Here is a 14,039-nt window from a genome sequence, read left to right as displayed (position 1 = left end):
CCCTTATAATGTTTTATATACAAAACAATGTTTTACTTACAGGTTAATAATAAATCCCAATATTTAATATGTCAATTAAAAATATTGAGAAAAATTAAATTATTAAAACTTCGTTTTAAATATAAAACCTTATACAATGACCTTTCTATTTGGAGGAATTTGCTCAATCCGAAGTTCCGCTGCCTCTTTTTTGATTGTGAATATATAAGCGATGAAGCCTAAGCTCGCTGCAATAATAAGCATAACGATAGATGGGCCAAAATCTCCGCCTGCAAGGTCTCTCATCCATCCCATGATATAACTTGAAAAACCTCCTAGAATATTTGTAAATCCCATAAGACCGGCAGCACGCCCGGCTGTTTCCGGGGTAGAAAATTTTACGATAAACAAATTGCTTAAATGGAAGACACCGCCTTGAGTTCCCATTGCAAGTCCCATACAAATACCCGCCAGAACCGGATGCGGTGCAAAAATAGCTGCTGTTAAGAATACTGCCGTTAAACTGAACAGAATCGTGGCCAGTAAGCTTGGACGTCTTGTTTTGTCTGCCAAAAAACCGCAGGATAACACAAATCCAAGAGCAAACAGCCAGGATAATGAGGTAATCCCTGTCATTGCTTCTCTTGAGAAACCTTTGGCCTCAACGAGATAAGTAGGCAGCCAAATGCTGATTCCGAAAAACAAAAACGAAGACATTAACATGCCAAACCAAACGATCCAATAGCGGTAGTCCTGTGCAAAGCTTTTCTTTGGTTTTTCAGTGCCATCAGTCTTGCGGATATACGCAAGCTCTTCCTTATCAATTGCATAATGTTCTTCTGGAGTATCCCGGGTAAGGAACCAAAACATTGGAATAACAATAAATAGATTAAAAGCAGCCAGGAAGAAAAACGCAGCTTCCCAATGGAAAGTCGCAAGCACTAAAGTCAATATAACAGCTCCACAGGCAGGACCGAAATAATTGCCCGCGAGCCAGGTAGACTGTGCCCGGCCAAGTTCCCGCTGGTTAAACCAATTCGAAATGAATTTTCCGCAAACCGGAATCATCATCCCTTCACCGAATCCAAGTATTACCCTGCTGATTAAAAACATTTCATAGGAAGTTGCCAAACCGCCAGCAATCATAGTCGCAGTCCAAATTACCAGTCCGAATATAGCCGTTTTCCGCGGACCTGCCTTATCAATAACAAAGCCCCAGAAAATATTTGAAACGGCGTAAGAAATTGTAAAGATAAAAGTAATTAAGCCAATTTTGGCATTTTTGTCTGCCCCTGTTAGCCCCAGATCACTAAGGAAGCCAGGATCCGTTTGAATAACCGAGATTCCCAGTTTATCAATTTGTCCAAAAAACCAGAAAAAGAATATTGGCACTGCAATATAGAGCCATCTTTTGTTCCCTTTCAGCATTTGTGATCCCCTTTCAAGAAACATATTCATTTTGCAACCGCTTTCAAATACATTCGATTCTCAAATATTATACTTCATAAAAAAAATTATTTTGGGTGGTATTTTTTGCCCTCCTTTCAGCCGTTTTATGTTTTATATACAAAACAATGTTTACCACTTAATAATAGTGTAAAGTTTTTCGAAAATTGAGTCAATAAAAAATTTCAATTTGTTTCGTTTGCAAAATTACGTTTTATATACAAAACAAAAAAGCTTGCAGTTGCTGCAAGCTTTTACCCATTATTTTTATTTTTAAAGATGATATCCCATATAGCCTGATAACTTTTTTGAAATCTCAAGCACTTTTGGCAGCGCTACTTGTTCAATAAACTCATCATGGAATGTTGTCTCTGTTGCTACCACATTAATAGCCGCCATAATGCTGCCGGTTTTATCAAATATAGGTGCCGCTACTGATTGAATACCATGGTGAAGTTCTCCTCTTGTAATGGAGTATCCATTTCCCCTGATAATTTCAATTTCATTTTGAAAATCAGCCAGGGATGTTTTTGTCCGATCCGTATACGGCTTCAATTCGGATCCATAAAAAAGCTGTTTCAGCTTTTCCTGCGGCTGATAGGCAAGCAGCAATTTTCCATTTGCTGTTGCATGAGCCGGAAGCCTCAGTCCGATATTGACATTAATAGCGGATACTCCTCTTACAGGAGCACTGCCAACGTACACCACTTCATTCCCATCAAGAATGGATAAATGGCAGGAAGCCCCTGTTTCATCTCTTAATGTCTCCAAGTAAGGCTGGGCAATTTCCGGAAGTTTTAACGTACTTAAATAGGAAAAGCCCAATTCCAATACCTGGGGTGTTAAACTATATCTCTTTGAGTTTTCGTCCTGGTCAAGATAACCAAGCGATTGGAGAGTATACAATAATCGATACGGGACAGTTCGGCTTACATTCAATTCTTTTGCAATTTCAACTAGTGACAGAGTTGGACGCTCTTCATTAAATAGTTTTAAGATTTCCAGCCCCCGTACCAGAGCATTGGCATTATACCGCTCTTTCTCCTCTTTTGCCATGCAACTCACCCCCTGTTTACATTTTTACCAAAATAATAACAAAACCAGGATTGGAATAGGAAATATTTCACTATGGTTACCTTTCTGCTAATTCTTCTTTTTTGTATGCACCCTGAAGGAAATTCAAAATAAGGGCATTAAAGTAGTCCGGATCCTCCTGATAGCATAAATGTCCTGTTTTCGGAATGGTTTTCAGAATAGAATTAGGGATATACTGATGGAAAATTTCTGATTCGCTTACAGGGGTCACCCTATCCAATACCCCGCAAATTACAAGGACAGGAACAGAAATGGAAGGCAAAATATCCATTTGATTTAAATTTGAAAGTGAGAAGGCCACAGAGCGATAGCCAATCGGCCTTACCTGGGACATGATTCGTTCTGCTTCCTTCTTTACTTCTGGATCCGGGTTTGGCGCAAGGAGTTCTTTTACCCTCAATTGAGCCAACTCCTTTGGATCTAATGTGTTAATATTATGTAAGCGGTTTTTCAGCTTTCTTTCGTTTTCCTCATGACTCTGCCCCGCGGCACCGCGGGTGGCATCGGCAATAATTAGCCTTGTCACCATATCAGGATAACGGCTGCAGAAATCAAGAGCAATGGCTGAACCCATTGAATGTCCTAAAAGATTAACAGTTTTATACTGCAAACCGTCAATAAAGCCCTTTAACACATCAGCAAATTGGCTGAACTGTGTAAATTCCTCCCCAGGATCAGAACTCTTGCCATAGCCGGGAGCATCCCAGGCTATAACAGTAAAATCCGTGCTAAGCCCTTCCACCTGCTTTTTCCAGGATTGTGAATTGTTTCCCAGCCCATGAAGAATAACGAGCGGTTCACCATTTCCTTCTACTTCATAATGAATCGTTAAGTCATTCACATCAATAAATGGCATTTTATAACCTCCACACATGTTTGTTTTGTAAGTAAAACATCGTTTCGGTTACCCTTATCATAAATCATATTTTGGAATAGTCAACAGAATAGTCAAAAAATATCTTACCATTAGTAAATTACACCAGTCCATGGTTATCACATCCTGTACCAACAATAAAAACCCGATCATTCTAAGAACGGGCTCCTAATTTTGCAGCTGTGTTTCTAAGTGTTACTTATTGCCCTTGTGCACCATTTGATGTAACTCTGCGTACGTGATCTTCTTCGAAGTTGTTTTTTCTGGCCTCTTTCACTTTATCGTCCAATAATTCCTTTTGGTCAACTTGATCAGATGGCGTATTGTTTTTCTTGGACACGTTAAGTAACCCCCTGTAAAAATTTTGGTACCCGCTTAGTTTGAATGATTTTAGAAAAAAATAAACATGAATATTCATAGACGCAGCTATTAAGTACACATTAACTGATAGTATTTCAACCAATAAACCAACTGTTATGCTAATTGTAAACTTCATTTTTTTCAGGTTGACAAACATTTTTGTTAACCATAAAATAAAAACAGTTAACCTATTAATCTGAATTGGAGAGGTATTATGAAAGTTAAAGAGATGACATACGTGGCTTTATTTGCAGCAGTAATGGGAGCACTCGGGCTTGTTCCACCAATCATGCTATCTTTTACACCCGTTCCGATTACGTTACAGACACTCGGTGTCCTTTTGGCAGGCGGTATTTTAGGTGCCAGACTTGGCGGAATCAGCATGGCAGTGTTTTTACTGCTGGTTGCTGCCGGAGCTCCATTATTATCGGGCGGACGCGGCGGCATTGGTGTTTTCTTCGGTCCCAGCGCCGGCTATTTAATTTCCTACCCGGTAACAGCTTTTTTTATCGGCTATTTACTTTCACACTTCAAAACTTTAAAATTAATGAATATCCTTCTTATAAATCTGACTGTCGGAATATTCCTAATCTATCTGTTTGGCATTCCGGTACAGGCCTTTATGATGAATATTCCTCTGTCAGAAGCTATTAAATTAAGCCTGGTTTATATCCCGGGAGATGTGTTGAAAGCCACTCTTGCCTCATTCCTGGTATACAGACTGCTTAAGCATCCGATTATCAATAAGCAATTTTCTAAATCTCTGGAGACACTTTAAAGTGTCTCCTTTTCCATAAGGAGATGTCCAAATCCATGACGAATATTACAGCAAATATAAAGAAGTTCGCCGAAGGTTCGCCGAATAAAGCAGCAATTATTACGAAAGACGAGTCTTTAAACTATAAAGACTGGAACACTCTCGTATGCAAAACCGCCAATTGGCTAAAGTCTTTTTCATTTGAAAATAAGACAGCGGGATTTCTTCTGCCAAATGGGATTCCATTTTTGCAATTATTCACAGGTGCCTCCATGGCTGGATGGACAGCTGTTCCTTACGATCTTAAATGGAAGGCCGAGGAACTTAATGAGCGGATCAGGATTTCCAGCCCTTCTATTATAATCACAGTTAAAGAATACTATGACCAGGTTTCCAGCATACACCCTTTCGTCCTCGTCTGGGATGATGCATTTATGAAGATTGGCGGACAAAATAATTCGTTTCACATCGATTCTGAAAGCAACAAACCATTTTATATGGGTTTTACTTCAGGTACGACCGGCATTCCTAAGGCATTTATCCGCTCCCATAAATCCTGGGCTGCCAGCTTCAAGGTTAATGCGCATGATTTTAAAATGGATGAAAAGGAACATGTCCTGATTCCAGGGTCACTCATCCACTCTCATTTTTTGTATGGCGCGGTTAGTACCCTGTGTACAGGCGGAACAGTTTACCTGCTGGATAAATTCAATGCAGCCCAGGCCCTATTGTGTATTGAGGAGCAGCCAATCACCGCACTTTATACAGTTCCGACAATGGTGTCAGCTATTTTAAAAGAAAAAAGAATCATAGAGAAGCCGGTCAAAATTATTTCTTCGGGAGCAAAATGGGACGAAGAATCAAAACAAGAAATCAGCAAAATGTTTCCTAAGCTTTCCATGACTGAGTTTTATGGGGCAAGCGAATTAAGTTATGTCACCTTTCATGCAGAAGTACGAAAGGCGGAATCAGTCGGGAAGCCTTGCCATGGAGTTGAAATCGAAATCAGAGGTACAAAGGGTGATAAGCTCGCTCCCTATGAAATCGGGAAAATATATGTCAGGAGCGATCTTATTTTCGATGGTTACCTATTAAATGGCGCAATACATACGATACAGGATCAAGATGGCTGGGCAACTGTTGATGATATGGGCTATGTTGATGAAGAAGGATACCTATTTATCAACGGGCGGGAAAAGAACATGATTTTATATGGAGCCATTAATATCTTCCCTGAAGAAATCGAAAAGGTAATCAGCCTTCATCCTGCAGTCGAGGAGGTTGCTGTAATGGGTGTAATGGAGCCATACTGGGGCGAAATTGCTGTGGCAGTCATCAAAGGCAAAACAGATGCTCTTGAGTTAAAGCGCCTATGCAAAAATCATCTGGCATCCTACAAAATACCGCGCAAATGGATCTTCACTGAAGAAATGCCTTACACAGCCGGCGGAAAAATTGCCCGCGCGGAGCTGAGGGAATCCATCGAAAGGAAGGTGATCAGCCATTAAAAAAGCAGTAATCGTACAGGCAAAAAGAACACCTATCGGAAAAGCAAATGGGATGCTTAAAGACTATGAGCCGCATGAACTTGCTGCCCCGCTGCTAAAATATCTGGCGGTAGGCCTGGAAGAAAAAATTGATGATGTCATTTTAGGCAATGTCGTGGGACCTGGCGGCAATATTGCCCGCTTGTCTGCATTGGAAGCAGGACTCCCTCTTTCCGTCCCGGGTTTAACGCTGGACAGGCAATGCAGTGCGGGTCTTGAAGCCATTAGGCTGGCAAGCTATCTTATCCAGGGAGGTGCAGGTACTTGTTATATAGCAGGTGGTACGGAAAGTGCCAGCACCTCCCCATTTACCAAAAGAGCCCGCTTCTCCCCCGACAAAATCGGAGACCCTGATATGGGTACAGCCGCGGAAAATGTAGCCGAAAAGTGCAGCATCTCAAGAGAAGCTCAGGATGCATATGCACAATTAAGCTATGATCGGAGCTGGAAGGCTTTTGAAAATGGACTCCTGGCAGACGAGCTGAATCCATTTGGAAGCCACTCACATGATGAAGAGTTTTTAAAAAAAAGAAAAATGGATACTCTATTAAAACGTGCTAAGCCAATATTTAAAAAGGATGGCACTGTAACAGCAGCCAACAGCTGCGGCATCCATGACGGGGCAGCTGCTGTTTTGGTGATGGAGGAAGAAACAGCAATTAAAAATGGCTACAAACCCATTCTGCGTTTTGCTGATAGTGCCGTTGCTGGTGTACACCCCAACTATCCGGGATTTGCGCCTGTTCCAGCCATACAGTCGATCCTGGAAAGAAATTATTTAACCATTGACGATATTGATTTAATAGAAATTAATGAAGCATTCGCCTCAAAAATTACAGCATGTGCCAATGAGCTTTCCATTCCATATGAAAAACTGAACGTTAATGGAGGGGCTTTAACAGTTGGCCACCCCTATGGAGCGTCAGGTGCTGTGTTGGTTACAAAATTATTTTATGATGTGCAGCGAAGACGTTCCTGCAAATATGTATTAGCTGCCATTGGAAGCGGAGGCGGAGTTGGTGCTGCTATTTTGTTTGAAGCAGTTTGTTGAAAGCTTGAAGGATGGCCTGGAAAAGTGTGATTCCAGGTTATTTTTCGGCTTGAAATCTGGCAGAATCCGACGTATTAGCACAATTTTATCAACTGCTAGCAGATTGATAGTCGACAAATATCACCTGATATCACAATGATAACCAAGCTTTTTCTCTTTTTTTGCAAAATATGCAGCTTATTCACCTGCCTGAATGATCACATATGCGCCAAGAACTGCACCAATGAATTCAAACCATCCTCCTCCAGCCAGCAGGACTCTATTTTGAATGCTCTTTTCATCTTCTATAAGAATTCCTATAGCGTCGAGGATAGCAGATACCGAAATCAATGAGTAACCCAGAGTTTCTAGATTGCTGAGCAGATTGTTTTCATCGTTTTCAACTCCCGCAGCTTCCAATGCTGCACCCATGGATTGAATGGTACTGCCCAGTGAATTAAAGCCTGACACAGAAACTGATGGATTTTGAATTTCAATATTATTTGCAGCCGTGTTGATGGAATTCCCGCCTGCCTGCGTAAAGCTCCCAATAATTCCATATAAATTAGCTGTTTCATTTCCCTCAGCTAGGCTTATCCTTCCAAATCCCTGGAGGCTATCGCCAACCGCCTGAACACCGTTTCCGTCCCGTATTAATTTTTTGTTCACATTGTTTACATCCGGCTTCATGGTTTCGCCAATCGCAGAAATAAATGTGCCTGCAACCAGAAAATAAGCACCGACAGTTAATAGATCATCTCCTTCCAGATACATGATTACCCCTCTCTAATTAACTTTTTCTTTAGCAACAAAAGATTTTGAGTTCGGATCATCGCTTTCATCACTGCTTCCAGAAGAAATCTCCTGATTCTCCTCTTGAAGCTGGCCAATCAGTGATAAAACAGAACCAACTGCCTGTATCCAGCTTCCTGCGGCAATAATATTATTTGCGCTATCTCCAGATTCTCCCCTCTCTTTTTCCCTGAGATTTATAGTCCCCCCTATTGCCTGCAGGGAATTGCCAATCGCCTGAAGCAGGTTGCCGTATATATTAAAAAGCTGTCCTGCTGCAGTGGGATCTTCAAATTCGTCTCCAAGTGCAGTTGCCCCGCCAAGTGCCTGAATCCAGTTCCCTGCAATCACTAATTTATCTTCATTTTCTTCCTCTAAATCTAAAATTAATCCTGCAATGACTGTAATGTTTCCAATAGCCTGTATCTCATTGCCGGCCTTTTCAAGAGATGGTTCACTCTGTCCTTCTGCTTCGAGAGCATTTCCTGTTGCCTGGAGGCTATTCCCCACAATATCGAGGCCATCAAATAGTTTTTCCATTTTTTTTGACTTTGCGGGTATGGTTGAGACAGCTGAAATGATTGTACCAATGGCAGCTAATGCGGCCCCGATTATCTCTTTTAGTTGATTGTCCATAACATACTCCTTAGCTGACGTATGTTAAATTATATTCAATAAATAAATAATGGGTACGAAGTTTAGGATTGACGAGAGGGAGTTCCGGTGTATAAGTATAGAAACTGAGATTTGTACCAGGGCAGCATCTAAAGTTTTGGCGTCCACGCAGTGTTTTATGGATTAAATCTTCATTTGTTTGAGTAAAATATTCACCTTATAGTTATTCACTAATTCTTCCCATTACCATGGTGCTGTAATAGTTGCCATCAGACAGCTGCTTATCCATTTTTAATACCCCTTCAATTTCAAAGCCATTTTGCTCGTATAGCTTAATCGCTTTCTCATTTGTCTCAAGGACATTTAAGGTAATTTTCTTAATATGATTAGAGTCCGCCCATTGAATAGACTGAGCTAAAAGGTTTTTTCCAATTGCAAAGCCCCAGAATTCCTTGAGCACACATACACCAAATTCCACTTTGTGTCTGCTTCGTTTCAGTTCACTGCCTTCACACCTGGAGAAGCCTGCAATTCTTCCATTCACCTCAGCAACCAGGAAAATATTCCGGTCACTAATCGAATCTTTATTAACTAACTCTATAAAGCCTGTTTCATCTATATATGCTTCACCTGCTTCCCGGTCCATGTTCTCCGTTTCGCCATCAATCTGCACCCTTATTTTAGAAAGTTCCTTTGCATCTTCCTCGACAGCAGATCTTATCATATAGTTCAAATTTTTAACTATGTATTGTTTTGGTTTTATAATCATTAAAATCCGCCCTCTTTTCTCAAATAGTTATCTATGACAATGAACTGAACTATGTGGTTCATTAAAAATAAGCCAATTCCTCATCCATAGAGGAATGGCTCATCCAAACATTTATTTGTTAATGACAAGCAAAGATTTTTCATCCACTTCAATTTTTTCGATATCAAAGTCATGAAGGTTAATACAGTCTTTGTATTCAGGTCCCTCCGATTCGTCGCCAACCCAGCAGGTATATAATTCACAATAATCTCCTGATGCAAGGTGCTGATCTAAAAAAGCACATAGTGATTTAAAACCTTTTTGTCCTTCTTCGTGACCTTTTGGATAAGACTGTTTGTAGTATTTATTAAACCAAATACTGCCGTGCTGCCTGGAAGTTACTTCGTAGATATATTTTGCTGATAAATGTTTATGTACCTCTGCTCTCATTTCTTCATCAGAGAAGAAGTCACCTACAATGATTTCATTATCACTCTCAGGATCACTAGCTGGCAATATAGAATTACAGCCAAGATAATTAACGATGCTCATCAATTAACTCCTATTTTATAGAGGATTGCTATTTTTCTGCCTGAATCAATGCTCGCCCTCTGTATAGATTTGAAAATGCACTCCGAATTTGTCGATGACACTTCCATATGCAGGACTGAAGAATGTTTCCTGAAGAGGCATGGTCACTTCCCCGTCCTGCTTAAGTGCATCATAAAATTTCTTTGATTTTTCAGGATCTGACGTTGAAAGGCAAATGGTCACCTGATTTCCTGTTTGATGATTCTGGCCCGGGAATGTATCGCTAAACATTAGTTCGTTCTCCCCAACCTTTACAGTTGCATGCATAATTCGGTTCTTTGCTTCTTCAGGCAGCGGATATTCAGGGTTATCGGGACCTTCTCCAAATGTTTGCTTATACATAACCTCCGCTTCCAGCGCTTCTTTGTAAAATTCAATTGCTTCATTCGCATTTCCGTCCATCACCAAATAAGGAATCACTCTTACTGTCATTATCATCAGCTCCCTAATATTTTCATTTTTCTTAACATTTATTGCAAGTTTGATTTTACTACGAGGAACAAATGTTCGCAACTATTTTTTATAAAAAAGGTCTATTTTTATCACTAAGTCTATATTTTATAGAAATGGTGCAGGAACTTGTACCACATTCCATAGACAAAGGTGAGATGAGAATGTTTACAGTGTATTATCTTGATGGGAAAAATGTTTTATTAAATCAGCTCCGCAAAAGTGTTCCAAATGAAGGAGAAGAGGTCAAAATCAAAGGACGGAAAGGCAAGGTAACCAGTGTCACGTCAGTAGAGGAAAGTAAAATTCATGTACAGGTAGAGCTTGAAAGTGTTAACAAAGCGAAGCTAGCAGCAGAGGATGATAAAAAGAAAAGGAAGAAGCGATGAGAAAAACCCGCACCTTGTCTGCGGGTTTTCTATATTAATGCAGGGTTGCTCTGATCTCCTGCATTTTTTTTCTGACCAGAGGATAAAAGTTTTTCTTAGCGCTGGCAGTCGAATTCCCGCCAAAAAAATCAGTGCCGGGGCAGGTTTTTACGGCATGCCCATGGCTGTTATCCAGCACCCTCTCACCCGAGTTTATATCCCACCAATGGTGATAGGTGATGCTGTCAATGGATGGCGCCAGGCCATATTTCAGCATCAGGAGAGCTGTAACAGTCACAATAGTATCTTTTTGTTCAGCCGTCATTTGATTGGAATCAAAATCGCCGAGATTTTCGATCGCTATCGCATCTGCTTCGATTTTGTGCATCGCTTCTTTATTCTGCAGGCCGAATGATCCTTCAGGAGCCACGTCGAACGGCCTTCCCACAGCCACTTTTCCATCGGGGAAAGTGGTCAGCTGCTGGCTGATCATGCTCCACTTCATTCCGCTTACGTGATATTCCTCCATCCCCTTCATGATCGCAAAATGATTTGTGCCATTGAACTGTTTGTATGATGGCTGATAGGTGTGATGCTGCTGAACCTTCGCCACTTTTCTCGTGAATTTCTGATTAAAAATCCAATCCCGGAATTCCTCTCTTGTCATGAGGACGAACTTTCCATCCATGGCTAACTTTTTTGGGATAATTTTTAGTTTTTGCCCGGTATTTATAGCGTTGGAGGATAGTCCATTTGCTGCCTTAATAATTGCCACACTTGAATCATATTTTTCCGCCAGCTTCCAGAGTGTATCTCCGGGTGCCACTTTGTACATGATCGGGACACGAAGCTTTTGCCCGATTAAAAGCCTGTCTGACTGCAGGCCGTTAAATAGTTTTAAGTCCCCTGCAGTTGATCCGTATTTTTTTGCAATCAATGTCAAGGTATCCCCTTGTTTTACATCATAAATATTGCGGGGATTGTTTTCGGCATGTGCAGCGCTCCAATTCAATTGCCAGAACACTGCGAGACTGAGGTAAAGAAAAATGCATTTTTTCATACTCAATGTCCTTTCCATTCGATTTTTATTATTTTTGTATAACTAAAGAAAATTATCCTCTTTTTTTGGCATGATAAAAGAATCTGCAGGGTATTTTCTATAGCAGAATAAAAGAAATGCAAGGTGAGAGTCAGCATGAAAAACCAATACTTCTCAGAAATTTGTGTACCGATTCAAACTCCATATGGGTTTAAACCAGCAGAAAGAGAACAATTTGATTTTACGTTCGACCGTAAAGACCGTTTTAATGATTATAGGGTAGAAATTGATGGGCAGGATTATGATATCAGCCTGGATGACAATGGCCAGTGGTATTTTTTCACTTCATTTGTATGTGATTCATTTGATGAGCTTAAGCTTTCCAGGCAGATTTTCAGGCCGCCCTATTTAAAAAATGTGGAATTGCGTTTAGTGGATTTAATGGAAAATGCAGATATCCGGGCTCTTTATGAAGGTCATGACAAAGCGTACGGACATGCACTTGCTCTTACAGATAACCTGTCATCTGTCCCAGCATCCAGGCAGGCAAGGCTTGCTAATTATGATGGCTCAGATGACCCCACAATAATAAAAAAGATCCATTACATTCAAAATGAATACAAAGGAGATATCACCCGGTTTATTTCCGGCTTTGAAACCCGTTCTTTTGCAACCTATACAGAAAATGAATACTACGCAAGGGAAATTCACCTGCCGAATAATGCAAGAACTTATTTGAAGCTGTTTGTTTACTTTTCCAGATATGGCACTCTTCCTTCACAGCAAATGATGCCTCGGTTCCTGGCGAATTTATGGGCGTCTGCACAGAGTTTGAATACAGCAGCCAATCCCGCACTCTACAAGCAGCAAGCCATAGATTAAAACAGGGATTTTCATTTTTCGGCAATAAAAGCCATGATACGACCGCTGCGCGCAAGAATAGTCTAATCCTGCGCTTTCCCGAGAAATATGAAAAGCGGAAGCGCCTTGCCCACCCCCGACAAGCACAAGCCGAGCCTCACAGGAAGGCGTTCTTTGCCTTTTTGGGAGGATTGGCTTGTGACCTCGAGGGGGTAGGCGCTGGAGCTAGACAGTTATTGCAGTTCAAAACTTTAACAAAATACAAATGAAAAGCGGGGAATATTTCCCCGCTCAATTGCCGTCTGTTATTTCTTTCAATATTTCATAAGAACGTCTTTGTTTTTCTTCATCATAAATATAAGAAACCGCCATGATTTCGTCCACATTATACATACTCTGGAACTGCTCCAGCTGCCCTTTGACTGTTTCTTTGCTGCCCATCAGGGTGACGCTCGACATCCCCTCTGCCGCTTCCTTCTCCATTGGGTTCCAGATAGAGTCCAGATCCTCGACCGGAGGGCTTAATTTCATGGAAGTTCCTCTGACAACATTCAGGAAAAACTGTTTCATAGTGGTTGACAGGAATTCAGCTTCCTCATCCGTTTCTGCAGCAATGACATTTAAGCAGATCATCATATATGGCTTATCCAGATATTGTGAAGGCTTAAAGTTGGCACGGTAGATCCGGATGGCGTCCTCCATCCACCTTGGAGCAAAGTGTGAAGCAAACACATATGGAAGCCCCAGCTCAGCAGCCAAATACGCTGAATCTGTCGAAGAACCAAGGATATAAATAGGAATGTTCGTCTCAACCCCCGGGTGTGCTTTTACATAACTCTGCTCCTCTAAAGGACCAAAGTATGTCAGCAGCTGCTTCACATCCTCAGGAAATGTATAAACAGAATCATTTTTTGAACGGCGAAGCGCATTAGCCGTCATCATATCCGTGCCAGGTGCCCTTCCGAGGCCTAAATCGACCCGATCCGGATAAATGGTTGCCATCGTGCCGAATTGCTCGGCAACCACTAATGGCGCATGGTTCGGCAGCATTATTCCGCCGGAGCCTATGCGAATCGTTTTAGTATGCTCCAATGCATGTTTTATTAAAATTGCCGTGGCAGAACTAACCAGTGTCGGGGTATTATGGTGCTCCGCTATCCAATAGCGTTTGTAGCCCATTTCCTCTGTTGCCTGGGCCAGATCAACAAGATCTTCGATGGCCTGCCTGCTGTCCTTCCCCTCCCGTATCGGGGCAAGGTTTAAAACAGAAACAGGTATTTGTAAATTGGTCATTTTATAATCTCCTTCATGAAGAATTGACTTTATTTTAACAACCGAAATAAATTTAGGAAAATATAATGCTTAGTGTGGGCAAAATTACAGCGGAGAATTTATTAAAATTTGAAATGGCAGTGGTTATGAGCGATTTTTGTTTTTTATGAGCGAAAATTTTATTTTATGAGCGATTTTCTTTGGATTATGAGCGA

The 14,039-nt window shown here is 41.0% G+C and carries 16 protein-coding genes; 5 read left to right on the top strand and 11 right to left on the bottom strand.

The window, feature by feature from the left end:
* Positions 1 to 129: 129 nt before the first annotated feature.
* The 4 genes from AC3WTL_RS03935 to AC3WTL_RS03920 form a co-directional block, all read right to left on the bottom strand.
* Positions 130 to 1,407: an MFS transporter gene (locus AC3WTL_RS03935; RefSeq protein WP_197215660.1), complete on the bottom strand. Its 1,278-nt coding sequence runs from the start codon at positions 1,405 to 1,407 to the stop codon at positions 130 to 132.
* 291 nt (positions 1,408 to 1,698) lie between these two features.
* Complete coding sequence (locus AC3WTL_RS03930) at positions 1,699 to 2,481, bottom strand: IclR family transcriptional regulator (protein WP_197249776.1); 783 nt, start codon at positions 2,479 to 2,481, stop codon at positions 1,699 to 1,701.
* Between the two features lie 76 nt (positions 2,482 to 2,557).
* Complete coding sequence (locus tag AC3WTL_RS03925; protein WP_492369059.1) at positions 2,558 to 3,376, bottom strand: alpha/beta fold hydrolase; 819 nt, start codon at positions 3,374 to 3,376, stop codon at positions 2,558 to 2,560.
* A 217-nt stretch (positions 3,377 to 3,593) separates the two neighbouring features.
* Positions 3,594 to 3,734 (bottom strand): hypothetical protein, encoded by a 141-nt coding sequence (locus AC3WTL_RS03920; protein ID WP_197087628.1) that lies wholly within the window; start codon positions 3,732 to 3,734, stop codon positions 3,594 to 3,596.
* Between the two features lie 234 nt (positions 3,735 to 3,968).
* On the opposite strand from AC3WTL_RS03920, the gene AC3WTL_RS03915 reads away from it, so the two are divergent.
* The 3 genes from AC3WTL_RS03915 to AC3WTL_RS03905 are packed head-to-tail and all read left to right on the top strand — an operon-like array spanning position 3,969 to position 7,109.
* Complete coding sequence (locus AC3WTL_RS03915; RefSeq protein ID WP_197249774.1) at positions 3,969 to 4,532, top strand: biotin transporter BioY; 564 nt, start codon at positions 3,969 to 3,971, stop codon at positions 4,530 to 4,532.
* A gap of 35 nt (positions 4,533 to 4,567) precedes the next feature.
* Positions 4,568 to 6,019 (top strand): AMP-binding protein, encoded by a 1,452-nt coding sequence (locus AC3WTL_RS03910; protein WP_492369058.1) that lies wholly within the window; start codon positions 4,568 to 4,570, stop codon positions 6,017 to 6,019.
* Positions 6,015 to 7,109 carry an acetyl-CoA C-acyltransferase gene (locus AC3WTL_RS03905; RefSeq protein ID WP_492369376.1) on the top strand — a complete coding sequence of 365 codons (1,095 nt, stop codon included), beginning with the start codon at positions 6,015 to 6,017 and terminating at the stop codon, positions 7,107 to 7,109. The genes AC3WTL_RS03910 and AC3WTL_RS03905 overlap by 5 nt, the downstream gene beginning before the upstream one ends.
* A 177-nt stretch (positions 7,110 to 7,286) precedes the next feature.
* On the opposite strand, the gene AC3WTL_RS03900 is transcribed toward AC3WTL_RS03905, so the two are convergent.
* The 5 genes from AC3WTL_RS03900 to AC3WTL_RS03880 form a co-directional block, all read right to left on the bottom strand.
* Entirely contained in the window at positions 7,287 to 7,862 is a 576-nt protein-coding gene (locus AC3WTL_RS03900) for a DUF6944 family repetitive protein (RefSeq protein ID WP_492369057.1), read from the bottom strand.
* A gap of 12 nt (positions 7,863 to 7,874) precedes the next feature.
* Positions 7,875 to 8,516, bottom strand: coding sequence for a DUF6944 family repetitive protein (locus AC3WTL_RS03895; RefSeq protein ID WP_197215669.1), 642 nt, complete (start codon positions 8,514 to 8,516; stop codon positions 7,875 to 7,877).
* A gap of 202 nt (positions 8,517 to 8,718) precedes the next feature.
* Positions 8,719 to 9,264, bottom strand: a complete 546-nt coding sequence (locus AC3WTL_RS03890) for a GNAT family N-acetyltransferase (protein WP_197206731.1) — start codon at positions 9,262 to 9,264, stop codon at positions 8,719 to 8,721.
* Positions 9,265 to 9,375: 111 nt separating this feature from the next.
* A complete protein-coding gene (locus AC3WTL_RS03885) occupies positions 9,376 to 9,795 on the bottom strand; it encodes a hypothetical protein (RefSeq protein ID WP_197206730.1) in 420 nt (139 codons plus the stop codon).
* 45 nt (positions 9,796 to 9,840) lie between these two features.
* Positions 9,841 to 10,266 carry a VOC family protein gene (locus tag AC3WTL_RS03880; RefSeq protein WP_048009264.1) on the bottom strand — a complete coding sequence of 142 codons (426 nt, stop codon included), beginning with the start codon at positions 10,264 to 10,266 and terminating at the stop codon, positions 9,841 to 9,843.
* 182 nt (positions 10,267 to 10,448) lie between these two features.
* On the opposite strand from AC3WTL_RS03880, the gene AC3WTL_RS03875 reads away from it, so the two are divergent.
* Positions 10,449 to 10,673, top strand: coding sequence for a hypothetical protein (locus AC3WTL_RS03875; RefSeq protein WP_197206729.1), 225 nt, complete (start codon positions 10,449 to 10,451; stop codon positions 10,671 to 10,673).
* Between the two features lie 34 nt (positions 10,674 to 10,707).
* Here AC3WTL_RS03875 and AC3WTL_RS03870 read toward each other — a convergent pair whose 3' ends face one another.
* Positions 10,708 to 11,589, bottom strand: coding sequence for a LysM peptidoglycan-binding domain-containing protein (locus AC3WTL_RS03870; protein WP_492369375.1), 882 nt, complete (start codon positions 11,587 to 11,589; stop codon positions 10,708 to 10,710).
* Positions 11,590 to 11,847: 258 nt separating this feature from the next.
* Between AC3WTL_RS03870 and AC3WTL_RS03865 the strand changes: the two genes are divergently transcribed.
* Positions 11,848 to 12,573, top strand: coding sequence for a hypothetical protein (locus AC3WTL_RS03865; RefSeq protein WP_248347576.1), 726 nt, complete (start codon positions 11,848 to 11,850; stop codon positions 12,571 to 12,573).
* Positions 12,574 to 12,843: 270 nt separating this feature from the next.
* Here AC3WTL_RS03865 and AC3WTL_RS03860 read toward each other — a convergent pair whose 3' ends face one another.
* Positions 12,844 to 13,845, bottom strand: a complete 1,002-nt coding sequence (locus tag AC3WTL_RS03860; RefSeq protein ID WP_222501920.1) for an LLM class flavin-dependent oxidoreductase — start codon at positions 13,843 to 13,845, stop codon at positions 12,844 to 12,846.
* Positions 13,846 to 14,039: the final 194 nt, after the last annotated feature.

The organism is Cytobacillus sp. EB106-05-05-XG126 (assembly GCF_058791715.1).
Note: the sequence above shows the minus strand (reverse complement) of the source record. Positions and strands in the feature narration are given on the sequence as shown.